Raw genomic sequence first — 22,495 nt, forward strand, 5'->3', positions numbered from 1 at the left:
TCCTCGAGGTGGGTTAGGCCATCGCTTTCTGCAAATTCTCGTCGATCTTGTCGAGGAAGCCGGTGGTCGAGAGCCAAGGCTGATCGGGGCCGATCAAGAGCGACAGGTCCTTGGTCATGAAGCCGCTCTCGACAGTCTGGATGCAGACCTTTTCCAGCGTCTCGGAAAAACGCTTCAGTTCGATGTTGTCGTCGAGCTTGGCGCGGTGCGCGAGGCCTCGCGTCCAGGCGAAGATCGACGCGATCGAATTGGTCGAGGTTTCCTCGCCCTTCTGATGCTGGCGATAGTGGCGCGTCACGGTGCCGTGCGCGGCTTCCGCTTCGACGGTCTTGCCATCGGGCGTCATCAGCACCGAGGTCATCAGGCCGAGCGAACCGAACCCTTGCGCCACCGTGTCGGACTGGACGTCGCCGTCATAGTTCTTGCAGGCCCAGACATAGCCGCCCGACCATTTCAGGCTCGAGGCCACCATGTCGTCGATCAGGCGGTGCTCGTACCAAAGCTTCTTCGACTTGAACTCGGCCTCGAATTCAGCCTCGTAAACTTCCTGGAAAATATCCTTGAAGCGGCCGTCATAGGCCTTGAGGATGGTGTTCTTGGTCGACAGGTAGACCGGATAGTTGCGCAGCAGGCCGTAGTTCAGCGACGCCCGGGCGAATTCGCGGATGGACTCGTCGAGATTGTACATGGCCATGGCGACACCGGCGCCGGGCGCGTCGAACACGTCGTGCTCGATGACCTGGCCGTCCTCGCCGACGAACTTGATCGTCAGCTTGCCCTTGCCGGGAAAGCGGAAATCAGTGGCGCGATACTGATCGCCGAAGGCGTGGCGGCCGACGATGATCGGCTTGGTCCAGCCGGGCACCAGGCGCGGCACGTTCTTCATGATGATCGGCTCGCGAAAGATGGTGCCGCCCAAAATGTTGCGGATGGTGCCGTTCGGCGATTTCCACATCTTCTTCAGCTTGAATTCCTCGACGCGCTGCTCGTCGGGGGTGATGGTCGCGCATTTCACGCCGACACCGTATTTCTTGATGGCGTTGGCCGAATCGATGGTCACCTGGTCGTTGGTGGCGTCGCGATGCTCGACGCCCAGGTCGTAATATTCGAGCTTGAGGTCGAGATAAGGGTGGATCAGCTTGTCCTTGATGAACTGCCAGATGATGCGGGTCATCTCGTCGCCGTCGAGTTCGACGACCGGGTTCGCCACCTTGATCTTCGCCATGGAAAGAATGCCTCGTTGCTGGGAATGGGACGGCCTTGCCCGCGTGGCGTCGGCCGGGGATGCCGCCCGTATATCAAAGCGCTTTTGGCCACGCAAACGGCGACGGTCACGAATGTGAGGCCACGGCGCCGTCATTTGCGAATGCTTCATTTTCGCGGCCGAATATGGCAGGGGACGCTGAAATGCCGCAAACAGCAGTTCATTGACAACCATGCCCATTACCAAAGACCCCGATAGCACCGCAGCCGCCGGCCCGGCGATCATCCTTGTCGAGCCGCAGCTCGGCGAGAATATCGGCATGGTCGCCCGCGCCATGGCCAATTTCGGACTGTCGGAACTGCGTCTGGTCAATCCGCGCGATGGCTGGCCGAGCGAGAAGGCGCGTGCCGCCGCCAGCCGTGCCGACCACGTCATCGATGCCGTCAAGGTTTTCGACGATCTGGCCTCGGCACTTGCCGACCTGAACTTCGTCTTCGCCACCACCGCCAGGCAACGCGACGGCTTCAAATCCGTGCGCGGCCCAGTGGAAGCGGGCAGGATGCTGCGCGCCCGTCACGGAATGGGGCAGCGCACCGGCATCCTGTTCGGTCGCGAGCGCTTCGGCCTCTACAATGACGAGGTTGGCCTCGCCGACGAGATCGTCACTTTCCCGGTCGATCCTGATTTCTCCTCCCTCAACATCGCCCAGGCGGCCTTGCTGATGTCCTACGAGTGGATGAAGTCGGGCCTGGAGGACGAGACCAGGACGAACTTTACCGGCCCTGACATGAAGCCGGCCAGCAAGGAAGAATTGCACGGCCTGTTCGCCTATCTCGAAGGCGCGCTCGAGGCGCGCGGCTATTTCAGGCCGGCGCCGAAGAAGCCGAAAATGGTCGACAATCTCCGCGCCGTGCTGACGCGGGCAGGCTTTGCGGAACCGGAGCTCAAGGTGCTGCGCGGCATAATCTCTTCGCTCGACCGGTTCTCACCGGCGATGCCGCGCGGCGATGGGTCACCTGGCGATGACCCGAGGCGTTTGCCAGCGGCCGCCGCGCGCGCCCGCAAGGCGGAGGCGGCTGGCCGGGCACCGCACGCTGGCGGCGACGACACGGACACGCCGCCGCTGGGCGGCAAGGGAACCGACAATGACTGACCAGCCGATCCTGATGTTCGATTCCGGCGTCGGCGGTCTGACCGTGTTGCGCGAGGCACGCGTCCTGATGCCCGACCGGCGCTTCATCTATGTCGCCGACGATGCCGCTTTTCCTTTTGGCGCCTGGGAGGAGCCGGCCCTAAAGGAGCATATACTCGGCCTATTCGCCAAACTGCTCGACCGGTTTGCGCCCGCTATCTCCGTTATCGCCTGCAACACCGCCTCGACACTGGTGATCGACGCGCTGCGCGAAAGATTTCCCGGCCATCCCTTCGTCGGCACGGTGCCAGCGGTCAAGCCGGCGGCCGAGCGCACGCGCTCCGGGCTGGTCTCGGTGCTGGCGACGCCGGGCACGGTGAAGCGCCAGTACACGCGCGACCTGATCAGCAAATGGGCGCAGAAATGCCATGTCCGCCTGGTCGGCAGCGACAGGCTGGCTGGCCTGTCCGAAGCCTATATGCGCGAGGGCTTCGTCGACGAGGAGGTCGTGCGCGCCGAGATCGCGCCATGCTTCATCGAGCGGGACGGCAGGCGCACCGACATCGTCGTGCTGGCCTGCACGCACTATCCCTTTCTGGTCAATCGCATGCGCAAGACCGCCCCCTGGCCGGTCGACTGGATCGATCCGGCCGAGGCGATCGCACGGCGCGCCCTTTCGCTGCTGCCGCCCATCGATGGCGCGCTGCCGCAAACCGAGCCTGACATCGCGGTTTTCACCTCGGGCAAGGCGGACTTTGCAGTCAGCCGCCTGATGCAGGGGTTCGGGCTGACCGTGCACTTGGACAGTGGCAAAACCGCCCACCACTCAAACAGGTTCGAAGACGATGCTGCGTTGATCCGGATCGGCCAGGACCAGCCTTAGCGTCAGACCATCGCCCTGTCTGAGCCCCGAGGCCTTCACGGTGGCAACGACAGCCATGTCGGCAAGCTGAATGCGCATGCCATGGTCGACGAAGTCGGTGACGACGGCTTTGAACGTCTCGCCCTCGCGCCCCTCCAGCATTACCGCCTCGGCAAGGTCGATGGCCGCGTGGTTGATCTGCGAAGCGCGACTATCCGCACGTCCCATCGCCTTCGGCAATCTGGCGAACGCCTCGGTGACAGGCTGGGGCACGGGCTGGCCGTTGGCGATAGCCAGCGCGCAGCGAACGACATAGCGGTCGCCAAGGCGCCTTAGAGGCGCCGTTGCGTGGGCATAGGTCGCGGCCATCGCCTCATGCCAGGGGACAACGCCGTCCTGATACGGTTGATAAGATGCGCCGGGGCTCGCATGGCGGATTTCCAGCATCAGCGCCGCCTGATGCGGATCGGTCGGATCGAGGGTTCGCTGATAGTCCCTCAAACTGGTGGAAGCCGGCCAGGACAATCCGAGAGCCTGTGCGGCGTTGCGCAGCCTTTGAACCTTGAAGGCATCCGGCCCCGACATCACCCGAAACAGGCCGGTATGATGCGCAAGCATGGCATCGGCAATCGCCATGTTGGCGGCCAGCGAAAGCGCGGCGTTGTCCTGCTCGGATTGCAGCAGTGGTCTGAACGAAAGCCGGAATGTGCCGTCGGCGAGCCTTTCCACCTCCTGCTCGGGTGGGTCGACGCGGGAAGCCCCACGGCGCTGTTCGTTCGTGGCCATGCGCCGCGCCATTTCGGCGAAGTCGGCCGGGACATCCGAGGCCTTCACCCTGTCATAGGCGAGCTTCGCGCGGCTTTGAATGATTGCCCGCTCCGCGCCGTCCAGCTTCGTCGCGCCGTCCTGCGCAACCCGAACCGTGAAGATGACAGCCGGACGGGGTCCATCCGGCAACAGGCTTGCCGCGCCCTCGGCAATCACCGGCGGGTAGAGCCCGGCCTTGCCGTCCGGCAAGTAAAGCGTCTCGCCCCGCGTCCAGGCTTCGCGATCAATCGCGTCGCCGTCCTCGACGAACCAGGCCACGTCGGCGATGGCGTAATGCAGCAGAAGATCGCCACCGCTCGCCTCGATCGAGAACGCCTGGTCAAGATCGGTGGAAGCAGCCGGATCGAGCGTGACGAACAGGATATCAGTCCGATCGGCATGCTGGTTGGGCACACGTTTGGCCGCCGCCTCCGCCGCCGCAAGCACATCAGCCGGAAATCCGTCCGGCACGTGGAATTCGGCGCGTATTTTCGTCAGTCCAGTGGCGAGAACCTGTGAGGGATCGGTCAGGGATTTCATTTAGCCGTCCTACACTGGGGCTCCGGACACGGGAAGGCTGCTGACGAAAATCGCCGAGCGTGGCCTCGGACTGGCACCAAGCGGACCGGGAGCCGCGCCGCTGGCGCTGGAACCGCTGCCGAAGCATGGCGTTTCTCCTGACAGCAAAGGAGACCCGCCATGCCAGCCACTTCGAAAGCCCAGCAGAAAGCCGCCGGCGCCGCACTCTCCGCCAAACGCGGCGAGACCAAGAAAAGCGAACTCAAGGGCGCTTCCAAGGGCATGTATGAATCGATGAATGAAAAGCAGCTCGAGGAATTCGCCGAGACGAAGCGCAAGGGACTACCGGAGAAAAAATCCTAGGATTGAGCGCTTCGAGCCAGACTATCCTGGAATGAAAAAGGGCCAGCGACGTTCGCTGGCCCGGGATTGTGGCGTTGAACATCCTTACCAGCGGCAGCGCCGTACTCTCTCGACGATCACTCTGCGATGGCCATGCCGCCACACCACGCGCTTCTTCACGATGACGCGGCAAACCTGCTTGTGGCCGTGCCAATGACGCGCCATGGCCGGCTCAGGCGCCACCGCCATCGACCCAGCAAGCACCGCGGCGCCTGCCAGGGTAAGGAAAAACTTCTTCATGCAATTAAGCTCCTCTAGCTCCAGTCCCTTCCTGGTGCCGCTGGCGCAAAACCTCCCGCCGCATCGGCATCGCATCAACGCCTTGGACGCTATAGGGTTGCGTTGTGCCGCGCCACTCACAAGCTTGACATCGGTTAAATCTCGGTTTAACCAGCCGCCAACGCCGGGCAGCGATGTCCGGTGTTTGTTTTGTATACGCAAGATCTGTCACGACAATCGTTTCCGATCCTGTTTGAACTGACGTGTCCCGTGGGTTTTCCGCCGCGTTGCGTGGGAAAACCCTGTCAGGTCTCGAAAACGGAGGCCAGAGGAGGGCGCGTTTCCTTCACCCGGACCATGAGGTGCCGGGTGTGTTGTTTTTGAAAGGGAATGCGATGAGCAAGCGCGAATCCGCGAAATACAAGATCGACCGCCGTCTCGGCGAAAATATCTGGGGCCGCCCTAAGTCCCCGGTCAACAAGCGTGAATACGGCCCCGGCCAGCATGGCCAGCGCCGCAAGGGCAAGCTTTCCGACTTCGGCCTGCAGCTCCGTGCCAAGCAGAAGCTGAAGGGCCACTACGGCGACGTGTCGGAAAAGCAGTTCCGCAAGGTCTATGAAGAGGCCGATCGCCGCAAGGGCGACACTTCGGAGAACCTGATCGGCCTGCTCGAATCGCGTCTCGACGCGGTCGTCTACCGCTCCAAGTTCGTGCCGACCATTTTTGCCGCCCGTCAGTTCGTCAACCACGGCCACGTCAACGTCAACGGCAAGCGCGTCAACATCGGCTCGTATCGCTGCAAGCCGGGCGATGTCGTCGAAGTGCGCGAAAAGTCGAAGCAGCTGGTGATCGTCCTTGAATCGGTCGGCCTCGCCGAGCGCGACGTGCCGGACTACATCGAAGCCGATCACAACAAGATGGTCGCGACCTTCTCGCGCATCCCGGGCCTGGCGGACGTTCCGTTCGCCGTGCAGATGGAACCGAACCTGGTCGTCGAATTCTACTCGCGCTAAGCGAACGCTTTTTTGCGATACCGGAAGGCCGCCCTCGTAGGCGGCCTTTTGTTTTGGGCACCCGCTTTGCGGTGTGTCGCTAAAATCAATTTCGATTTTCCGGACAATGCGCTAAGCCGGGCGCAAGTCACATCCGGGGCGTCGCGCCATGAACATGCAGCCTGACATCGAAACACTTGAACCGGCCGCCGAAGGCGGCTCTCACCCGCTGTTCGCCGATGTACCGTCCTCGGTCGAGTTCAACAAGCTGCGCAAGCGACTGCTGCGGCTGACCCGCCAGGCGATCGAGGATTTTTCGATGGTGAAGCCGGGCGAGCGCTGGCTGGTCGCGCTATCGGGCGGCAANGACCCGCCAGGCGATCGAGGATTTTTCGATGGTGAAGCCGGGCGAGCGCTGGCTGGTCGCGCTATCGGGCGGCAAGGATTCCTACGGTCTGCTGGCCATGTTGCTTGATCTCAATTGGCGCGGGATGCTGCCAGTCGAGTTGCTGGCCTGCAATCTCGACCAGGGCCAGCCGAATTTCCCCAAGCATATCCTGCCCGAATATCTCCACACCAACGGCATAGCGCACCGCATCGAATACCGGGACACCTATTCGGTCGTCACCGACAAGCTCCCTGAAGGCAGCACCTATTGCTCGCTCTGCTCGCGGCTGCGGCGCGGCCATCTCTATAGGATCGCTCGCGAGGAAGGCTGCTCGGCCCTGGTCCTCGGCCATCATCGCGAGGACATCCTCGAAACCTTCTTCATGAACCTGTTCCATGGCGGCCGGCTTGCCGCCATGCCGCCAAAACTGCTCAACGACGAAGGCGACGTCATGGTGTTGCGGCCGCTGAGCTACTGTGCCGAAATCGATCTGGAGAAATTCGCTGCCGCGATGAGGTTCCCGATCATCCCTTGCGATCTCTGCGGCAGCCAGGAAGGGCTGCAGCGCAACGCCATGAAGGCGATGCTCGAGGACATCGAAAAGCGCATGCCCGGCCGCAAGGACACCATGATTCGCGCTCTGTCCAACACCAGGCCGTCGCATTTGCTCGACCGAAAGCTGTTCGATTTCGCCGCCCTCAATGAAACCCTCGCGATCAGGCAAGACATTTCCGATGACATTTGACGACACCGCGATCGACTGGCTGGCCGGCATTCTGGCCGAGGCAGCCCAAGCAGAAATCATGCCGCGCTTTCGCCGACTGGGCGACGGCGACATCAGGCAGAAGACTTCCGCCGCCGACCTGGTGACGGAGGCCGATGTCAACGCCGAGCGGCTGATCACCGCCAGGCTGCGCGAGCGTTATCCCTCTGCCATGGTGGTGGGCGAGGAGGCCTGCTCCGAAGTTCCGGCGCTGCTCGACGGCTTGGGCGATGCCGAACTGGCGTTCACCGTCGACCCGGTCGACGGGACCTTCAATTTCGCGTCCGGCGTGCCGCTGTTTGGGGTCATGCTGGCGGTCGTGGTCAGGGGGGAGACGATCGCGGGCATCATCCATGATCCGGTGGGCAAGGACTGGCTTATCGCCGCCAGGGGCGCCGGAAGCCATATCAGCCATTCCAATGGCAGCCTGGAGAAAGTGCATGTGGCGCCGCCCGTGCCGATCTCGCGGATGACCGGCGCGGTCTCCTGGCAATATCTCGACGAACCGGAGCGCTCGCGCCTGGCGCGCAACCAGACCAAGGCACTGTCGCAGTTCGCCTACCGCTGCGCTGCTCACGAATATCGCCTGCTGGCGAGCGGGCATGCGCATTTTGTCGTCTACAACAAGCTGATGCCCTGGGATCATCTGCCCGGCGTGCTGATCCATCAGGAGGCCGGCGGCCATGCCGCTCGGATCGACGGCAGCGCTTATCTGCCTTCGCATGTCGATGGCGGTCTCCTTGTCGCGCCGGACCAGGACAGCTGGCAGGAACTGCGCCGCGAGCTGTGGGCGGAATAGGACAATTCCTGTGGCTTGAACCCTTGTATGATCGAGCCGGGCGTTTTGGCGGAGGCTCCCGGATGAAACCTCGGTTCGCAATTTTTGCGGCGGCTCTTGCCGGAGTGCTGTTTGCGAACTCCAGCGCGGCAATCGCGCAAGAACGCCCCTGTCACAGTCACGATTCCATCGACACCATCAAGGAGATGTCGGACGCTATCCATGCCTGTTGGAAGCCGCCACCCGGAACCGCGGGCATGTCCTTGACGATGCGGTTCTCGCTTCGTCGCGATGGCACCCTGATCGGGACGCCTCGCGCCACCTATTCCGATCTGGGGGCCGATCCGCGGCTCAGCCGAGCCTTCGTGGCGTCCATCCTCAAGGCGCTCGACGACGCTCTGCCATTGCCCTTTTCGGATGGCATGGGCAGAGCGATCGCGGGGCGAATGCTCTCTCCTCGCTTCACCGCGGCGCTTGAAGGCGCATCCTGACACCACCAGCAAACGAAAATCAGTGCAGGTCGGTGACGTGGCCTGAAACGGGGGCGTTCTGCGGCTGGAACATCTTGCCGCGCTCGGCAAACAGGATCATCAGCAGCGCGGCGACCGAGACGCTGCAGAAACCGGCGGCCAGCGGCGTCACCGTGCCGTTGAAAGCCTGGCCGATCAGCGTGCCGAGAATGCCGCCGAGAAAAGTCTGCATGAAACCCAGGATGGACGACGCCGTGCCGGCCAACTGGCCAAGCGGCTCCATGGCCAACGCATTGAAATTGGCTCCAAGACAGCCAAACGGCAGCATGGCACTGGCAAAGAAGGTGATGAACAGCCAGAGCGGCATCTTCGTTTCCAGTGAAACCACCAGCCAGGCCAGGCTGATCACCAGAAACAGCAGTAGCGCGCTTTGCGACAGGCGGCGCATGCCGACGCGGCCGACGAGGCGCGAGTTCAGATAGTTGGAGAAGGCGAGTACGCCCGCGACACCGGCGAAGATGACGGGAAACATCTCGCCGACGTCGAAGATGTTGACGTAGATCTGCTGCGCCGAGGCGATGAAGCCGAACATGGCGCCGAAGATGAACGTGCTGGCGAAGGCATAGCAGAGCGCGATGCGGTTGGTGAGCACGATGCGGAAACCGCCGAGGATGGATGAAACCGTCAGTGGCCGGCGATATTCGGGATGCAGCGTCTCGGGCAGGCGCAGCAGCGACCAAGCCGAGACGATCATAGCTCCGACAGCCATGGTGACGAATATCCAATGCCAGGTCGCGAACAGCATGATGAACTGGCCGATGCCTGGAGCCACGACCGGGATCGCCATGAACACCATGAAGATCAGCGACATGACCTCGGCCATACGCCGGCCGTCGAATGTATCACGCACGATCGAAACCGCTATGACGCGCGTGGCTGCCGCGCCAAGGCCTTGCACGGCGCGGCATATCAAGAGCGTTTCAAAGCTCGGCGCGATGGCGGCCGCGGCGGCCGCCGCCACATAGATAATCAGGCCGGCGACAAGCGGCGAGCGGCGCCCGAACCGGTCCGAGATCGGCCCGAAGAACAGTTGTCCGCCGCCGAAACCCAGTATGTAGGCGGTGACAACATATTGCCGATGATTCTCGTTCTCGACCCCGAGCGAAGCGCCGATCTGCTGCAGCGCCGGCAGCATGATGTCGATGGCTAGCGAATTGAGCGCCATCAGCGCGGCGCAGAGCGCAATGAACTCCCAGCGCGGAATCGGCAATTGGCCTGCCCGAGGCAAGGTGCTTGCCCCTTGCGGCGCTGATTTCTGCTGGTCCACGGCAAGTCCGATCTCTCAAACGAAAACGCGCCGGCGGGCCGGCGCATTTGGCTCGTCCTGGTCCCGGGATCCGGGCTTGTAAAGTTGCCGAGGTGGGGCCGCCTCGGTGGCCTGGGCATGTCGAAATCGACATGCCTGAACGGAAGTCAGGCGGCGCCTTTGACGCTCACGCCCTTCTCGACCAGGAAGGTCTGCAACTCGCCGGCCTGGAACATTTCGCGAATGATATCGCAGCCGCCGACGAATTCGCCCTTGACGTAGAGTTGCGGGATTGTCGGCCAGTTGGAATAGTCCTTGATGCCCTGGCGCAGTTCGGCGGAGTCCAGAACGTTCACGCCTTTGTAGTCGGCGCCGATATAGTCGAGGATCTGGACCACCTGGCCGGAAAATCCGCATTGGGGGAAGCCCGGCGTGCCCTTCATGAAAAGGACGACGTCGTTGCCCTTCACTTCATTATCGATGTAGTCGTTGATGCCGCTCATGGAATATCCTTTCACGCCTGTGGGAGTCAGGCTCGAAACATGTCCCTCAAATAAACCCATAGGTTGCCCGAAACAAGACTTTAGCCGTGCCGTCACCCGAATGGCGCAAAGAATGGCCGGTTTTGGGCCAAGCGTGTCGGGTGGAAATGCCTCAGTCGGGAACGCTGGTCTGCAGCGCCAGCGCGTGCAGCACGCCGCCCATATTGCCCTTCAATGCGTCATAGACCATCTGATGCTGCTGGACGCGGCTTTTTCCGCGAAAGCTCTCGGCCACGACCTCAGCGGCGTAGTGGTCGCCGTCACCGGCGAGGTCGCGAATCGTCACACGGGCATCCGGTATGCCGTCCTTGATCAGTTTCTCGATGTCGTGGGCATCCATTGCCATTGCGGAAATTCCTGTTTCGGGAGGGCGGCGGCGCGGCGGCCCCTGCGATGAGAGTCGGGCAAGCCTAGAGCCTTTCCAATCCGGATTGAAGCGGTTCTGTCCAGTGTCCGTTCTGCTGGTGTTCAGGCGATGCTTTCACCCGGCCCCTGCGCCGGCTCATCCTCGCGCATCGAGAAGGCGCGGCCAAGGCTGAAGACCAGCACGTAGAGCGGGATGTTGACCGCCATGTTGGCGATCGGCAGATAGCTGGTCATTCGCCAGGCAGGCGAGAAGAACGGCTGGCCATAACCATCGCAGACAAGCGAAGAGCCGTACTCCCACAAGGCCCCCAAGACGGCCGAGACGGCGAAAAGCTTGATGCAGGTGACGACGTGTCTTGTCCGCGCCTGGTCCGGCAGAAGCCGATTCCAGAGCACCAGGCAGACGATCGGAACCGCATAGATGAGGTTCTGCAGGACAAGCATCGGAAGCGTGCCGTTGGCCGCGGCGAGGAATTCTCCGCGCGTTTCCAGCCTGGGACAAACCTCGCTCGATGTCGTCGAGAGCAGGAAGAAGACGAATGGCCCGAGGCACCAGAAGAAGAACAGCGACGGCCAGAATACGACTGCAAGCAGCGCCCGGAGGGCCAGTTTCTTGTGATTGAGCGGGATCTCTGGACAAAACGGTTTTCCGTTTGTCCGAGAAAACGGGGTTCCACTTTTCGGGATCATGCTCTGGTCAATTGGCCTGATCCATGAAGCGCGGGAACCAGCCTTCATGGGCGGCGGTCAAGTCGCTGACAGGGATTGCCCTGGCATCGCCCAGCTTCAGCGCGGCGCCCCCGGTCGAGCCGATCCACGGCGCGAAAATGCCGAGTTCGCCCTGCTGCTTGCGGATGGCGTCCCATTCATCGCCATGCGGATCGATCGATAGCGTCAGCAGATAGCGGCCCTGGTCTTCGCCGAACCAGACCGGGATCGGATCGGTACCGACAAGCCCGGGAACGGTCGCGCCGATGCCCGACGCCATCGCCATTTCGGCTAGCGCCACCGCAATGCCGCCATCGGAGACGTCATGCGCGGCAGTGACGATGCCGGATGCGATCAACGAGCGTACATGGTCGCCGACGCGCTTCTCGTGTTCGAGGTCGACCGGCGGCGGCGGGCCGTCGGTTCGGCCGTGGACATCCCTGAAATAGACGGACTGGCCAAGATGCGTTCCCCAGGAAGCCGGTGCGCCGACCAGCAGGATCATCTGGCCCTCCGCGGCGAAACCGATCCGCGCCATCTTCGACCAGTCTGATATCAGGCCGACGCCGCCGATGGTCGGTGTCGGTAGGATGCCCTGGCCGTTGGTCTCGTTGTAGAGCGAGACATTGCCCGACACGATCGGGAAACCAAGCGCCCGGCAGGCGTCGCCGATGCCTTTCACCGCGCCGACCAGTTGGCCCATGATCTCAGGCCGTTCGGGATTGCCGAAATTGAGATTGTCGGTGGCGGCGAGCGGCAGCGCGCCGGTGGCGGTCAGGTTGCGCCAGCATTCGGCCACCGCCTGCTTGCCGCCCTCATAGGGGTCGGCCTCGCAATAGCGCGGCGTCACGTCGGAGGAGAAGGCCAGCGCCTTGGTCGGATGGCCCTCGACCCGCACCACGCCGGCATCACCGCCCGGAAGCTGCAGCGAATTGCCCTGGATCAGCGTGTCGTACTGTTCCCACACCCAGCGGCGCGAAGACAGGTCTGGTCCGCCAAGCAGCTTCAGCAGCGCATCGGCGAGGTCGGCCCGCGGGATATCGTTGGCGGCAAGCGGCGCCGGCTTCTTCGGCTCGACCCAAGGGCGATCGTATTCGGGAGCCTTGTCACCGAGATCCTTGATCGGCAGGTTGGCGACCTCGTTCCCCTGGTGCCGCACGCGGAAGCGCAGATCGTCGGTGGTCTTGCCGACGATGGCGAAGTCGAGGCCCCATTTGTGGAAGATCGCCTGGGCTTCCTTCTCTTTTTCGGGGCGCAGCACCATCAGCATGCGCTCCTGGCTTTCCGACAGCATCATCTCGTAGGCGCTCATGCGCTCCTCGCGCACCGGCACCTTGTCGAGGTCGAGTTCGATGCCGAGGTCGCCCTTGGCGCCCATTTCGACCGCCGAACAGGTGAGGCCGGCAGCACCCATGTCCTGGATGGCGATAACGGCGCCCGAAGCCATCAATTCGAGAGAGGCCTCCAGCAGGCATTTTTCGGTGAAGGGATCGCCGACCTGCACGGTCGGGCGCTTCTCGTCGATCTTGTCGTCGAATTCGGCCGAGGCCATGGTGGCGCCGCCGACGCCATCACGGCCGGTCTTGGCGCCGAGATAGACCACCGGCAGGCCGACGCCCTTTGCCTCGGACAGGAAGATGGCATCGGTCTTGGCAAGGCCCGCGGCAAAGGCGTTGACCAGGATGTTGCCATTGTAGCGGGCGTCGAAATTGACTTCGCCGCCGACCGTCGGCACGCCGAATGCATTGCCGTAGCCGCCGACGCCGGAAACCACGCCCGCGACCAGATGCCTCGTCTTGGGGTGGTCGGGCGCGCCAAAGCGCAGCGCGTTCATCGCCGCGATCGGCCGCGCGCCCATGGTGAAGACGTCGCGCAAGATGCCGCCGACGCCGGTCGCCGCACCCTGATAGGGTTCGATGAAGGAGGGGTGGTTGTGGCTTTCCATCTTGAAGACGACGCAGTCGCCGTCACCGATGTCGACCACGCCGGCATTCTCGCCTGGGCCCTGGATGACCTGCGGCCCGGTCGTCGGCAAGGTGCGCAGCCATTTCTTCGAGGATTTGTAGGAGCAGTGCTCGTTCCACATCGCCGAGAAGATGCCGAGTTCGGTGAAGCTCGGCTCGCGCCCGACCAGATCGAGGATGCGCTGATACTCGTCCGGCTTCAGGCCGTGCGAGGCGATAAGGTCTGGTGTGATCGGGACGGAATTGGAAATGGTCATGGGCGGCGATTTATGTCCATGGAGCGGGGATTTTGAGTCTCCTCTTATCGCAAGCCTTGCGGCCGATACACCCGTCGGCTGAGGAAAAAGGCAGAAAGCAACAGGGGTGACGACCGCGACAGACCGCAGCGGGCCTTTTGGTGAACAGCGAAAGGCGTCCCCCAGCTTTCAATTGCCCGCAAAACCAAAATTGGGAACGCTCTGATGCCCCGGTCGTTAGGTCGCTATCACCCGAGGAGACAGACCATGGCTACCAAGCAAGGCAAGAACGACAATCGCCTCTCGGACAAGGAAGCTCTCCATATCGCGGAGACCACCGACGTTTCGCCGCGGCAGGCCAAGGAATTGGCTGAGAAGCACGGCAAGGAAAAAGCCGAGAAGGAAGCCAAGAACTTCAAGGCCGAAGGCTGATCCGGGTCCGGTTCCGACAAGTCCCGGTTTCACACGGCGGCGTCTCGAGGCAAGCAGGGAAGCGTGGCCGCGAACGGTTCAGGAAAAACTGTCGTAGCCCGCGCGGCCCTCATCCAGCAGCCGCCTGATCACGCCGACGCCGCCGGCAATATCCTCGCGCCGGTTCGGCTGCGAGACGCCGAAGCGAACCCCATGGAAAACCCGCTCCGAGCGCCCCGCCTTGAACTCATCCTCATCGTCGATCAGCACGCCATGCTCCAGGCAGGCATTCTTGAACGTACCGGAAAGCCATGGGTCGGGCAGGGTGAGCCAGACGAACGGCACTTTGTCGTGCGATTTGAATGAGAAGCCCGCCAAACTTTCGCGCACTATGGACATGCGGGCGCTGATCTCCGCGATGCTGCGCTTGCGGATTTCGCTGGCCTGACCGGAAAGCACCAGCCGGGCATTCACCTCCGCCAGCAGGAATGGCATGCCGCCTGTCATCATTTTATGGGCGACCCGGATGCGATGGCGATAGGCGGGTGGGCAGGAGAGCCAGCCGCCACGCAGTCCGGCGGCGACCGATTTCGACAGGCCGCCGGCGATGATGGTGCGTTCGGGCGCGAATTCGGCAAGCAGCGGTGTCGGGTCGTCGGTCAAATGGCCGTAGAGGTCATCCTCGATCAGGATGACGTTGTAATCACGGGCGACACGCGCAATCGCCTCGCGTCGCGCCGACGACAAGGTCACCAAGGTCGGATTCTGCGCCGTCGGTATCAGGAAGATCATCTTGGGGTGCTTTTGCGCGCAGACGCGTTCGAAATCCGCCGGGTCGAGGCCTTCATCGTCCGATGCCACCAGCGCGGTGCGCCGGCCGATCAGGCCGGCGCTGCGGGAAATCTGGGAGTAGGTGAGGTGCTCGAAGGCGACGTAGTCGCCGGGCGTGGTCAGGGCCGCGATCGCCGCCATCACCGCGGCATGGGTACCAAGGGTGGGGACGATTGTATCGATCGTTGGCCGGAAGGCATTCCGGGACAGCCACCGGGCGCCGGCTTCGTACCAGCGATCCGGGAAGTCGCGTGTGTAACTTGAAATCTCATGCGGATGGTCCTGTGCGGTGCGCGACAGGACGTCGGCTACAACGGCGCCCTGGCCAATATCTGGGGCGGCCGTGCTGTCGAACCGCAACTTGCCCTTGGGGGCATCGACATAGCGCGTGCCCTCCACGCTTGTGTCGGGCGCCTCCGGCTTCGTAACCCCGATGTTTTGACTGAGCACATAGGTACCGCGTCCGACTTCGCCGCTGACGAGACCGCGCTCGCGCAGCAATTGATAGGCCCGCCCGACAGTGCCGACCGTGGCGCCGATGTCGTAGGCAAGGTCGCGCTGCGGCGGCAGCTTCGCCCCCGCGCCGATCACTCCTCGGTCGATATCGGTCTCGATGGAATCCGCGAGACGCTGATACAGCGGTCCTGAACCGGTGAGATCTGGAATCCAATTTGTCATGGTGACAATTTTCTATATTGCACCGTATTGGGAGTCAATACATATCAGTAGCGCACCAAACCAAGGGTGCAATTGACATTTGGGCAGAAAGAAAATGAATACAATCGAAACATTTCGCCGCTCCGGAACCCAATTGCTCGGCCAGCCTGCTCGCCCCTCCGGGCAGCGCGGCTTCGCCGGCCGGGTTGTACAAGTGGTCAGCACGCTGGCGAAATGGATCGACCATCTGCTTGAGCGCCAGCGCGGCCGGCTGGCGCTGCTGGAGATGACCGACGATCAACTCAAGGACATCGGCATCTCACGCTGCGACGCTCACCGCGAAGGCATCAAGCCGCTCTGGGAATAGTGGCCAATCTATCGGGCGTCTTTGCTCCCGAGGCGCCCGATCGCATGGTCGACGAAAACGGCGACGACGCATATCACCAGGAAAAGTATGGTTATGGCGAGCGCGGCCACGGCGACGCTCTCAACGCCGTTCCTGGTGACATCGAGGAAGGGGTAGGGCATTTCGCCCGCCAGCGGCGCGCGCATCAGCGCATAGGCCAGATAGGCGATGGGCCAGATAGGCGATGGGCCAGATAGGCGATGGGATAGAGCACCCACCAGGAGATGTCGCTCCATCGCGTCCTGCCATCGACGCCCGATATCAGCCACCACAGCACGAACACCACCGGCGTCACGTAGTGCAGCAGGACGTCGCAGAGCAGGAACAGAGCCGCGCCAGAACCGTGGCATAGACAATGAAGACCAGGGTGATCGAAGCCGCGACGCCCGCGCGCATCCGCGGTCCGGCAAAGGCCGGCAGCCATGCATGGAAGCTGGACGACAACAGCGAGGCGTGCACCAGCACGGCGCCAATGTTGGTCAGAATGGCGAAGAAGCTGAAATAGAACACGATTGAGCCGAGAACGCCGCGGCCCGCTTCCATCGAAGCCGGAATGGTGATCGAGAACTGCAAAGCGAGCGCTATCAGGCCAACAGCCAATCCCGCGATCTGCAGGAACCGGCCCATGGCTGGCTCAGGCGGTGGCCGCGCAGGCCGGATTGCCCGCCTGCCAGCGCGCGATATCAGAGCTGATGCGTGCGCCAAGCGGGTCGTTCATCAACGGTCCGAAGACGTCGACACGGCTTGAATTGCCCTGTGCCTGCACGACCAGCAACGGTTTGCCGCCATAGTGCTTGGCCGGCACCAGAAGGAAGCGCGGCGTGCCGCTGAACGAGTTCAGCTCATTGGCCATCTGATATTGCTTGAAGGCCGGATCCTTGCTGGCGATCCAGCATTTGTGGGCCGATATCGCCACCTGTTCCATGGACAGCAGCGCGGCGCTCTTGCCCGACGGCACGGGGGTAATCTTGGGGCTCGATTGACAAGATGCCAAGGCAAAGCCTGACACGGCGATCAGGGCGATCGTCCTGTTCTTGATCAAGCGGCACCCATTTCGAGTTCGGACAGAAAGTTCTTCAGGCCGTCGGTCATCTCGCCCCACACCCTGGACAATGCCGGATGCTGCGAGGCGATCTGCTCATAGGCATCGAATCTGGGATAGGCGTCGAGCAGGTCGTGGCGGCCGGTCATGGCTCGGAAATTGTTGAAGATGAACCGCGTCGGCGTCAGCCAGGCATCGGCGAAACTGATGTCGCTGCCGAGCGCGAAGGGGCCTTGCGCCATGCGTGCCTCGATGGCGGCCAGCCCATGGTGTAGACGGACGAATTGGGCGTCGATCTCGGCAGTGTTGCCCTTCGGCACGAAATGCAGTTCGAAAAGCTTCATCGTCGGTGTGAGCACGTCGAGATCGACGATGCGGGCAAACATGCGCACCAGCGCGCGGTCCTTCGAATCGGACGGCAACAGCGCCGGTTCGGGAAACCGTTCCTCGAGGTATTCGGCGATGACCACCGATTCGACGATCGTTTCGCCCGAGCCGGTGATCAGAACCGGAATCCGGTTCATTGGCGAGATGGCGCGAAACGCCTCGGGGATCGGAAAACCGGGCGGCGGCGCGATGATCTTGATCGGCACGTCCTTGACATAGGCCAGCGCCCGCACGATCGAAGAGTAGGGCGACAACGGCCGCGAATAGAGTTTCATGACCGTCTCTCCCTCACGCTATGATCTTGAATTGCCGCAATTCTTAAGGTTGCGGTTGCAAACTTCAAGCGGCAATGCCCAAGGCGCCTTCGAACAGCGCTCTGCCGTCATTGCCGCCGTGTGCTGCTTCTATCAGATTCTCGGGATGCGGCATCAGGCCGAGCACATTGCCTTGTTCGTTGACGATGCCGGCGATGTCGTTGATCGAGCCGTTCGGGTTGGTGCCTTCGGCATAACGGAACACCACCTGGCCTTCGCCTTCGAGGCGGGCGAGGGTTTCCGCGTCGGCAAAGTAATTCCCGTCGTGATGCGCCACCGGTGAGCGGATGATCTGGCCCGGCTGGTAGCGACGCGTGAACATGGTGTTGGCGTTGGCGATCTCGAGCTTGACCTGCCGGCAGACGAATTTCAGCGAGGTGTTGCGCATCAGCGCACCTGGCAGCAGACCGGCTTCGACGAGAATCTGGAAACCGTTGCAGACGCCGATGACCATGACGCCCTTCGCAGCCTTTTCGGCGACCGCCCGCATGACCGGCATGCGTGCCGCGATCGCGCCGCAGCGCAGATAGTCGCCGAAGGAAAAGCCGCCGGGGATGGCGATCAGGTCGACATCGGGAATTTCGGTGTCGGTCTGCCAGACGGTTGCCGGCGCCTGTCCGGAAATCTTGGTCAGCGCCGCGATCATGTCGCGGTCGCGGTTGAGGCCAGGGAGAAGGACGACAGCTGATTTCATTTTGGTTCGTAAGGCCTTTGTGCTTCGGCAAGCTCGCGCGGGCCGAGACGGCGTTCTATGCGTTCAAGTCGATCGTCCTGGCGGGTGAGAATGCCATGGATGTTATGGATGTCACTTTGCGTTGCCACCATGTGACCCGCATCACATTCAATTCCCGTTTTGTCTCGGAAACGTCCTGACGAAGCTCACCAATGTCGTGATGCACGGGCTCCAGCAGCTCGAACATCAACTCATTGGTGACTTCAGGCATACTGCCTCCGAGACAACCTCAGGTAAGTGTCACACTATAATTCTCGATCACCGTGTTGGCCAGCAGCTTGTCGCACATGGCATTCAGATCGGCTTCGGCCTTGGCCTTGTCGCTTTCCGCCAGTTCGACGTCAAACACCTTGCCCTGCCGTACCGCGCCGACGCCATCGAAGCCCAGCCCCGACAGCGCATGTTCGATCGCCTTGCCTTGCGGGTCGAGCACACCATTCTTGAGGGTGACGGTAATGCGGGCCTTGATCACGCTGGACATGCTCCTGTTCTGAAGTTGAGGCGCAAGCCGCTGTCAGTGCGGCTTGCCTTTGAGGCCGTCGGTCGAGGCGACAAGCACCGGACCGGTGGGACGCGGCGGCTCGTTCTCGTTCATGATACCGAGGCGACGGGCGACTTCCTGATAGGCCTCGACGAGACCGCCCATGTCGCGGCGGAAACGGTCCTTATCGAGCTTGTCCTGCGTCGCCACGTCCCACAGGCGGCAGGAATCCGGCGAAATCTCGTCGGCCACGACGATGCGCATCATGTCGCCCTCGAACAGGCGACCGCACTCGATCTTGAAGTCGACGAGCTGGATGCCGACCCCCATGAACAGGCCGGAGAGGAAATCGTTGACGCGGATGGCCAGCGCCATGACATCGTCGATCTCCTGCGGGCTTGCCCAGCCGAACGCCGTGATGTGTTCTTCCGAAACCATCGGATCGTCGAGCGCGTCGGCCTTGTAGTAGAATTCGATGATCGAACGCGGCAGGACGGTGCCTTCCTCGATGCCGAGGCGCTTGGACAGCGAACCGGCGGCGACATTGCGCACCACCACCTCGAGCGGGATGATCTCGACTTCCTTGATCAGCTGCTCGCGCATGTTGAGCCGGCGGATGAAGTGGGTCGGGATGCCCATGCGGTTCAAATGGTTGAAGATGTATTCGGAAATGCGGTTGTTGAGCACACCCTTGCCGTCGATGACCTCGTGCTTCTTCTTGTTGAACGCGGTTGCGTCATCCTTGAAGAATTGGATCAGCGTGCCCGGCTCGGGACCTTCATAGAGGATCTTGGCCTTGCCTTCATAAATGCGGCGGCGATTTTTCATTTGAATTTTTCTCTGGATTTGCGGGCAGGCGGCAAGCGACCACTTCCTGTCCGTCCGCCTGAACTAATGCGGCGACGGTGACGTTCAATGCCGGGTCTATCCCAATCACACCGTTTGCTCAATCGGCAATTCCTTCCAATCAACCGCTTTCGGGACTGAAATGCCGCAGCGCAGCATATGACGAAGCATATTGACCGGCCCGCGACCTTTTGGTTTGTGCTTCGGCAACACACATATCCATTGCCAACGAATCGGATTTGACCCGGAGGGACGCCATGAGCAGCATGAAAGACCGCGAAGAGGGCTTCGAACGCAAATTCGCATTCGACGAGGAGCTTCGGTTCAAGGCTTCGGCGCGGCGGAACAAGGCGCTTGGTCTGTGGGCCGCCGAAAAGCTCGGAAAATCCGGCGCCGATGCCGACGCCTACGCCAAGGAAGTCGTTGTTTCCGACATCGAGGAAGCCGGCGACCACGACGTGTTCCGCAAGATCCGCAAGGATTTCGATGCCGCCGGCGTCGAGCAGTCCGATCACCAGATCCGCCGCACCATGGACGAAATGATGGCGCAGGCGATCGAGCAGATCAAGAACACCTGATCCGGCCCTTATCTGGACCAATGAACCGCCCGGCCGATCCGGGCGGTTTTTCTTTGCCTTTGCTGCGGTTTCCGGCTGAAACTGCCGACGTTAACGAGGAAAGAGATCAGATGTCCCTAAAGTCCCGTCTTGCCGCGGATGAAACGCTGGTAACCGCCTGGTCGGGCGTGCCGGACGCCTTGACCGTGGAGATCCTTGCCAGGCAGGACTTCGATGCCGTCACCCTCGACATGCAGCATGGCGGCCATCACGAGGACAGCGTCCTGCGCGGCCTGGCACCGGTACTAGCCCTGGGCAAGCCGGCGCTGGTGCGCATTCCCGTTGGCCGTTTCGACATGGCCAGCCGTGCTCTCGATTTCGGCGCCGAGGCGGTCATTGCGCCGATGGTCAACTCCGTGGCAGATGCAAAGCTGTTCGCAGCGGCCATGAAATATCCCCCACTCGGCGAGCGCTCGTGGGGTCCGACCTATGCCTTTCCCCGCCATGGCAAGGGCGACTATGCCGAATGGCTGCGCGACACCAATCAGCGCACCATGGCTTTTGCGATGGTCGAGACGCGCGCTGCGCTCGACGCGCTTGGCGGCATCCTCGACACGCCCGGCATCGACGGCATTTTCCTCGGGCCGTCCGACTTCTCAATCGCTTGGACCAACGGTGCCACGGTCAATTCCACGCTGGAAAGCATGATGGAGACGGTGGCCTCGGTTGCCGAGCGCACCCGCAAGGCCGGCAAGCATGCGGCGATCTACGTCGTCGAACCGGCTATCGCCGGCCGCGTCGTGTCGATGGGCTACCGCCTGCTCGCCACGGGCTCCGAGCACGCGCTGATTTCATTGGGAGCAAAGACCCTGCTCAAGGACATGCGGGACTCGATCGGATCCTGAAGCAGCGGACTGTTGTCGCCAGCGTGTTTGCTCAGGCCTTTGCCACGGCGAGCGCCGTGGCGGCCGATCCGCCGCGTCTGATTTTTGTCGAACAGAGCGCCGAGCGCCTGGACCCACCAGTTGTTGAAAGCCATCAGCGGCAATGCCGCGAGGATCGACCCAGATATCGCGGCGGCAGCGCCGAGTGCGGCGGAGTCGCTTGCCAACAGGACCCATGATCCCAACGAGCAGATAACGGGTACATGCACGAGGTAGAGCGGGAAAGACAGGTCGCCCAGGAAACGTGCGGCCTTGCCGGAGAGCCATGACGGTGGGTCATCCATGCTCAGCATGGCGTAAACCAGCATGATGCTTGCCGGGATGGCCACGCAAGCTAGCCGCAAACCGATATCGGAAGCTGCAAAATCGAGCACGGCGAAGGGCCGGTATATTCCGACAGCATCTCCTGCATAGCCCAGCAGCGCCACGGAAACCGTCACCATCGCACCTCTCACCCACCGATTGGGACGAAACTCCATGGCGAGAAGAGAATAGAGCAGGAGACTGGCCGGAAAGGCGCAAACGAGGAAGCTGAATTGCAATGCCAGGAATGTGCCTGCGGCCACGCCGAACCATGACAGCAGCATCCAGCGGCCCTGGAGGGAGAAGATGATCGGGGCGAGGGCGAAGGTCATCATGCTCCCCCAGAACTCGACCGTCATGGTCCACAGGCTACTGTCATAGGATTTGTCGCCATAGATGAATGTCCGCCACGCCCCTTCCATGAACGCGTCGGCGAAGCTCGCGGTCTCCGGTGAAAGCAGCTTTGGAGCATTGCCGAATCTGCTCAGCCACGTGGATTGGGTAACGGCGGCGGCATCGCTGAAAAAATACAGATCGAGCTTGAAGAGGATACAGGATGACAGAACCGCAACCAGCACGGGGCCGGCCAGACGAGGTAGGCGCTTTATCGCTCCTAGCAACAAATCTTCTGCTTTGCGGGATTGAAAATAGCGTTTCACAAGCACGTACGAGGACAGGACGAAGAACAAATAGACGGCAGAGCCGCCATTGAAAGCAACGAAAGCAAGACCCCTCTTCAGGGATTGCGCAGCCTGGTCTCCGTCACCTTCCGCTAACGGCGCAAAAGCTCTCAAAAGATGGCCGTTCAGAACGACGAGCGCCGCGACACCTCTCAGAAATTCGAGTGAAGCGTCCTTGCGCAAGCATTGGCCTCTGTTTCAAGAGCGAAGAATTGGCAGCCCGGTTCAAGCACAGATCATCATTC

General features: G+C 62.0%; 26 protein-coding genes and 2 pseudogenes. 11 read left to right on the top strand and 17 right to left on the bottom strand.

Annotation, left to right across the window (positions count from 1 at the left end):
* Positions 1 to 13 precede the first annotated feature (13 nt).
* Positions 14 to 1,225 carry an NADP-dependent isocitrate dehydrogenase gene (locus tag X739_RS147300; RefSeq protein WP_023783864.1) on the bottom strand — a complete coding sequence of 404 codons (1,212 nt, stop codon included), beginning with the start codon at positions 1,223 to 1,225 and terminating at the stop codon, positions 14 to 16.
* Positions 1,226 to 1,436: 211 nt separating this feature from the next.
* Between X739_RS147300 and X739_RS147295 the strand changes: the two genes are divergently transcribed.
* Together X739_RS147295 and murI are read left to right on the top strand one after the other, a co-directional pair.
* Entirely contained in the window at positions 1,437 to 2,357 is a 921-nt protein-coding gene (locus X739_RS147295) for an RNA methyltransferase (RefSeq protein ID WP_023773186.1), read from the top strand.
* Complete coding sequence (gene murI, locus X739_RS147290) at positions 2,350 to 3,219, top strand: glutamate racemase (RefSeq protein ID WP_023773185.1); 870 nt, start codon at positions 2,350 to 2,352, stop codon at positions 3,217 to 3,219. The genes X739_RS147295 and murI overlap by 8 nt, the downstream gene beginning before the upstream one ends.
* Here murI and X739_RS147285 read toward each other — a convergent pair.
* A complete protein-coding gene (locus X739_RS147285) occupies positions 3,163 to 4,545 on the bottom strand; it encodes an RNB domain-containing ribonuclease (RefSeq protein ID WP_023795094.1) in 1,383 nt (460 codons plus the stop codon). The two genes, murI and X739_RS147285, sit on opposite strands and share 57 nt — an antisense overlap.
* 159 nt (positions 4,546 to 4,704) lie before the next feature.
* Between X739_RS147285 and X739_RS0134655 the strand changes: the two genes are divergently transcribed.
* A complete protein-coding gene (locus X739_RS0134655) occupies positions 4,705 to 4,887 on the top strand; it encodes a DUF3008 family protein (protein ID WP_015318153.1) in 183 nt (60 codons plus the stop codon).
* Positions 4,888 to 4,971: 84 nt separating this feature from the next.
* Here the strand turns inward: X739_RS0134655 and X739_RS147280 are convergent, their stop codons facing one another.
* The gene (locus tag X739_RS147280; protein ID WP_023773183.1) at positions 4,972 to 5,166 is read right to left on the bottom strand and encodes a hypothetical protein; all 195 of its coding nucleotides are present in this window, start codon (positions 5,164 to 5,166) and stop codon (positions 4,972 to 4,974) included.
* Between the two features lie 374 nt (positions 5,167 to 5,540).
* Here X739_RS147280 and rpsD point away from each other — a divergent pair, with 374 nt between their 5' ends.
* From rpsD to X739_RS147265, 4 genes and pseudogenes are all read left to right on the top strand, one after another.
* Positions 5,541 to 6,158 carry a 30S ribosomal protein S4 gene (rpsD, locus tag X739_RS147275; RefSeq protein WP_023773182.1) on the top strand — a complete coding sequence of 206 codons (618 nt, stop codon included), beginning with the start codon at positions 5,541 to 5,543 and terminating at the stop codon, positions 6,156 to 6,158.
* A gap of 148 nt (positions 6,159 to 6,306) precedes the next feature.
* Positions 6,307 to 7,270: pseudogene (ttcA, locus tag X739_RS01000000166275) on the top strand (tRNA 2-thiocytidine(32) synthetase TtcA).
* Positions 7,260 to 8,087, top strand: coding sequence for an inositol monophosphatase family protein (locus X739_RS147270; protein WP_023795095.1), 828 nt, complete (start codon positions 7,260 to 7,262; stop codon positions 8,085 to 8,087). The pseudogene ttcA and the gene X739_RS147270 overlap by 11 nt, the downstream one beginning before the upstream one ends.
* Positions 8,088 to 8,149: 62 nt before the next feature.
* Entirely contained in the window at positions 8,150 to 8,557 is a 408-nt protein-coding gene (locus tag X739_RS147265) for a cell envelope integrity protein TolA (protein WP_023795096.1), read from the top strand.
* Positions 8,558 to 8,576: 19 nt separating this feature from the next.
* On the opposite strand, the gene X739_RS147260 is transcribed toward X739_RS147265, so the two are convergent.
* The 5 genes from X739_RS147260 to purL all read right to left on the bottom strand — a co-directional run bounded on the left by X739_RS147260 (position 8,577) and on the right by purL (position 13,679).
* Positions 8,577 to 9,800, bottom strand: coding sequence for a multidrug effflux MFS transporter (locus X739_RS147260; protein ID WP_181171231.1), 1,224 nt, complete (start codon positions 9,798 to 9,800; stop codon positions 8,577 to 8,579).
* Between the two features lie 209 nt (positions 9,801 to 10,009).
* Positions 10,010 to 10,345, bottom strand: coding sequence for a Grx4 family monothiol glutaredoxin (gene grxD / locus X739_RS147255; protein ID WP_013895877.1), 336 nt, complete (start codon positions 10,343 to 10,345; stop codon positions 10,010 to 10,012).
* 151 nt (positions 10,346 to 10,496) lie between these two features.
* Positions 10,497 to 10,730 carry a BolA family transcriptional regulator gene (locus X739_RS147250; protein ID WP_015318146.1) on the bottom strand — a complete coding sequence of 78 codons (234 nt, stop codon included), beginning with the start codon at positions 10,728 to 10,730 and terminating at the stop codon, positions 10,497 to 10,499.
* 122 nt (positions 10,731 to 10,852) lie between these two features.
* Positions 10,853 to 11,440 carry a hypothetical protein gene (locus tag X739_RS147245; protein ID WP_031241209.1) on the bottom strand — a complete coding sequence of 196 codons (588 nt, stop codon included), beginning with the start codon at positions 11,438 to 11,440 and terminating at the stop codon, positions 10,853 to 10,855.
* A gap of 7 nt (positions 11,441 to 11,447) precedes the next feature.
* Positions 11,448 to 13,679, bottom strand: coding sequence for a phosphoribosylformylglycinamidine synthase subunit PurL (gene purL / locus X739_RS147240; protein WP_023773177.1), 2,232 nt, complete (start codon positions 13,677 to 13,679; stop codon positions 11,448 to 11,450).
* A gap of 246 nt (positions 13,680 to 13,925) precedes the next feature.
* Between purL and X739_RS1000000170005 the strand changes: the two genes are divergently transcribed.
* A complete protein-coding gene (locus tag X739_RS1000000170005; protein WP_015318143.1) occupies positions 13,926 to 14,090 on the top strand; it encodes a hypothetical protein in 165 nt (54 codons plus the stop codon).
* A 78-nt stretch (positions 14,091 to 14,168) separates the two neighbouring features.
* On the opposite strand, the gene X739_RS147235 is transcribed toward X739_RS1000000170005, so the two are convergent.
* On the bottom strand, positions 14,169 to 15,578 hold the full coding sequence (locus X739_RS147235; protein WP_023773176.1) for a PLP-dependent aminotransferase family protein: 1,410 nt from the start codon (positions 15,576 to 15,578) through the stop codon (positions 14,169 to 14,171).
* A 94-nt stretch (positions 15,579 to 15,672) separates the two neighbouring features.
* Between X739_RS147235 and X739_RS147230 the strand changes: the two genes are divergently transcribed.
* Positions 15,673 to 15,924, top strand: coding sequence for a DUF1127 domain-containing protein (locus X739_RS147230; RefSeq protein ID WP_023795097.1), 252 nt, complete (start codon positions 15,673 to 15,675; stop codon positions 15,922 to 15,924).
* A gap of 8 nt (positions 15,925 to 15,932) precedes the next feature.
* On the opposite strand, the pseudogene X739_RS01000000166280 reads toward X739_RS147230, so the two are convergent.
* The 7 genes and pseudogenes from X739_RS01000000166280 to purC all read right to left on the bottom strand — a co-directional run bounded on the left by X739_RS01000000166280 (position 15,933) and on the right by purC (position 19,748).
* Positions 15,933 to 16,590, bottom strand: a pseudogene (locus X739_RS01000000166280) (Pr6Pr family membrane protein).
* Positions 16,591 to 16,597: 7 nt separating this feature from the next.
* Positions 16,598 to 17,005, bottom strand: coding sequence for a hypothetical protein (locus X739_RS147225; RefSeq protein ID WP_023773174.1), 408 nt, complete (start codon positions 17,003 to 17,005; stop codon positions 16,598 to 16,600).
* Complete coding sequence (locus X739_RS147220; protein WP_023783871.1) at positions 17,002 to 17,667, bottom strand: glutathione S-transferase family protein; 666 nt, start codon at positions 17,665 to 17,667, stop codon at positions 17,002 to 17,004. The genes X739_RS147225 and X739_RS147220 overlap by 4 nt, the downstream gene beginning before the upstream one ends.
* Positions 17,668 to 17,731: 64 nt before the next feature.
* Positions 17,732 to 18,400 (bottom strand): phosphoribosylformylglycinamidine synthase subunit PurQ, encoded by a 669-nt coding sequence (gene purQ / locus X739_RS147215; RefSeq protein ID WP_023783872.1) that lies wholly within the window; start codon positions 18,398 to 18,400, stop codon positions 17,732 to 17,734.
* A gap of 55 nt (positions 18,401 to 18,455) precedes the next feature.
* Positions 18,456 to 18,650 (bottom strand): hypothetical protein, encoded by a 195-nt coding sequence (locus X739_RS1000000168195; protein WP_348625760.1) that lies wholly within the window; start codon positions 18,648 to 18,650, stop codon positions 18,456 to 18,458.
* Between the two features lie 18 nt (positions 18,651 to 18,668).
* Positions 18,669 to 18,911, bottom strand: a complete 243-nt coding sequence (gene purS, locus X739_RS147210) for a phosphoribosylformylglycinamidine synthase subunit PurS (RefSeq protein WP_023773171.1) — start codon at positions 18,909 to 18,911, stop codon at positions 18,669 to 18,671.
* A gap of 42 nt (positions 18,912 to 18,953) precedes the next feature.
* Positions 18,954 to 19,748, bottom strand: coding sequence for a phosphoribosylaminoimidazolesuccinocarboxamide synthase (gene purC / locus X739_RS147205; RefSeq protein WP_013532127.1), 795 nt, complete (start codon positions 19,746 to 19,748; stop codon positions 18,954 to 18,956).
* A gap of 275 nt (positions 19,749 to 20,023) precedes the next feature.
* Between purC and X739_RS147200 the strand changes: the two genes are divergently transcribed.
* The gene (locus tag X739_RS147200; protein WP_015318134.1) at positions 20,024 to 20,344 is read left to right on the top strand and encodes a DUF1476 domain-containing protein; all 321 of its coding nucleotides are present in this window, start codon (positions 20,024 to 20,026) and stop codon (positions 20,342 to 20,344) included.
* A 110-nt stretch (positions 20,345 to 20,454) separates the two neighbouring features.
* Entirely contained in the window at positions 20,455 to 21,228 is a 774-nt protein-coding gene (locus X739_RS147195; RefSeq protein ID WP_023773170.1) for an HpcH/HpaI aldolase/citrate lyase family protein, read from the top strand.
* Here the strand turns inward: X739_RS147195 and X739_RS01000000166285 are convergent.
* Positions 21,135 to 22,433, bottom strand: a complete 1,299-nt coding sequence (locus tag X739_RS01000000166285; RefSeq protein WP_245273893.1) for an acyltransferase — start codon at positions 22,431 to 22,433, stop codon at positions 21,135 to 21,137. The two genes, X739_RS147195 and X739_RS01000000166285, sit on opposite strands and share 94 nt — an antisense overlap.
* Between the last annotated feature and the right edge of the window lie 62 nt (positions 22,434 to 22,495).

This window comes from Mesorhizobium sp. LNHC209A00 (genome assembly GCF_000502915.1).
GTDB lineage: Bacteria > Pseudomonadota > Alphaproteobacteria > Rhizobiales > Rhizobiaceae > Mesorhizobium.

Coding starts and splice junctions, on each gene's coding strand:
- purC (WP_013532127.1), bottom strand. CDS start 19,748: ATGAAAAATCGCCGCCGCATTTATGAAGGCAAGGCCAAGATCCTCTAT.
- murI (WP_023773185.1), top strand. CDS start 2,350: ATGACTGACCAGCCGATCCTGATGTTCGATTCCGGCGTCGGCGGTCTG.
- X739_RS147270 (WP_023795095.1), top strand. CDS start 7,260: ATGACATTTGACGACACCGCGATCGACTGGCTGGCCGGCATTCTGGCC.
- X739_RS147250 (WP_015318146.1), bottom strand. CDS start 10,730: ATGGCAATGGATGCCCACGACATCGAGAAACTGATCAAGGACGGCATA.
- X739_RS147235 (WP_023773176.1), bottom strand. CDS start 15,578: ATGACAAATTGGATTCCAGATCTCACCGGTTCAGGACCGCTGTATCAG.
- X739_RS147295 (WP_023773186.1), top strand. CDS start 1,437: ATGCCCATTACCAAAGACCCCGATAGCACCGCAGCCGCCGGCCCGGCG.
- purL (WP_023773177.1), bottom strand. CDS start 13,679: ATGACCATTTCCAATTCCGTCCCGATCACACCAGACCTTATCGCCTCG.
- X739_RS147195 (WP_023773170.1), top strand. CDS start 20,455: ATGTCCCTAAAGTCCCGTCTTGCCGCGGATGAAACGCTGGTAACCGCC.
- X739_RS147280 (WP_023773183.1), bottom strand. CDS start 5,166: ATGAAGAAGTTTTTCCTTACCCTGGCAGGCGCCGCGGTGCTTGCTGGG.
- X739_RS147265 (WP_023795096.1), top strand. CDS start 8,150: ATGAAACCTCGGTTCGCAATTTTTGCGGCGGCTCTTGCCGGAGTGCTG.
- grxD (WP_013895877.1), bottom strand. CDS start 10,345: ATGAGCGGCATCAACGACTACATCGATAATGAAGTGAAGGGCAACGAC.
- X739_RS147230 (WP_023795097.1), top strand. CDS start 15,673: ATGAATACAATCGAAACATTTCGCCGCTCCGGAACCCAATTGCTCGGC.
- X739_RS1000000170005 (WP_015318143.1), top strand. CDS start 13,926: ATGGCTACCAAGCAAGGCAAGAACGACAATCGCCTCTCGGACAAGGAA.
- X739_RS147200 (WP_015318134.1), top strand. CDS start 20,024: ATGAGCAGCATGAAAGACCGCGAAGAGGGCTTCGAACGCAAATTCGCA.
- rpsD (WP_023773182.1), top strand. CDS start 5,541: ATGAGCAAGCGCGAATCCGCGAAATACAAGATCGACCGCCGTCTCGGC.
- X739_RS147245 (WP_031241209.1), bottom strand. CDS start 11,440: ATGATCCCGAAAAGTGGAACCCCGTTTTCTCGGACAAACGGAAAACCG.
- purQ (WP_023783872.1), bottom strand. CDS start 18,400: ATGAAATCAGCTGTCGTCCTTCTCCCTGGCCTCAACCGCGACCGCGAC.
- X739_RS1000000168195 (WP_348625760.1), bottom strand. CDS start 18,650: ATGCCTGAAGTCACCAATGAGTTGATGTTCGAGCTGCTGGAGCCCGTG.
- X739_RS0134655 (WP_015318153.1), top strand. CDS start 4,705: ATGCCAGCCACTTCGAAAGCCCAGCAGAAAGCCGCCGGCGCCGCACTC.
- X739_RS147285 (WP_023795094.1), bottom strand. CDS start 4,545: ATGAAATCCCTGACCGATCCCTCACAGGTTCTCGCCACTGGACTGACG.
- X739_RS147220 (WP_023783871.1), bottom strand. CDS start 17,667: ATGAAACTCTATTCGCGGCCGTTGTCGCCCTACTCTTCGATCGTGCGG.
- X739_RS147300 (WP_023783864.1), bottom strand. CDS start 1,225: ATGGCGAAGATCAAGGTGGCGAACCCGGTCGTCGAACTCGACGGCGAC.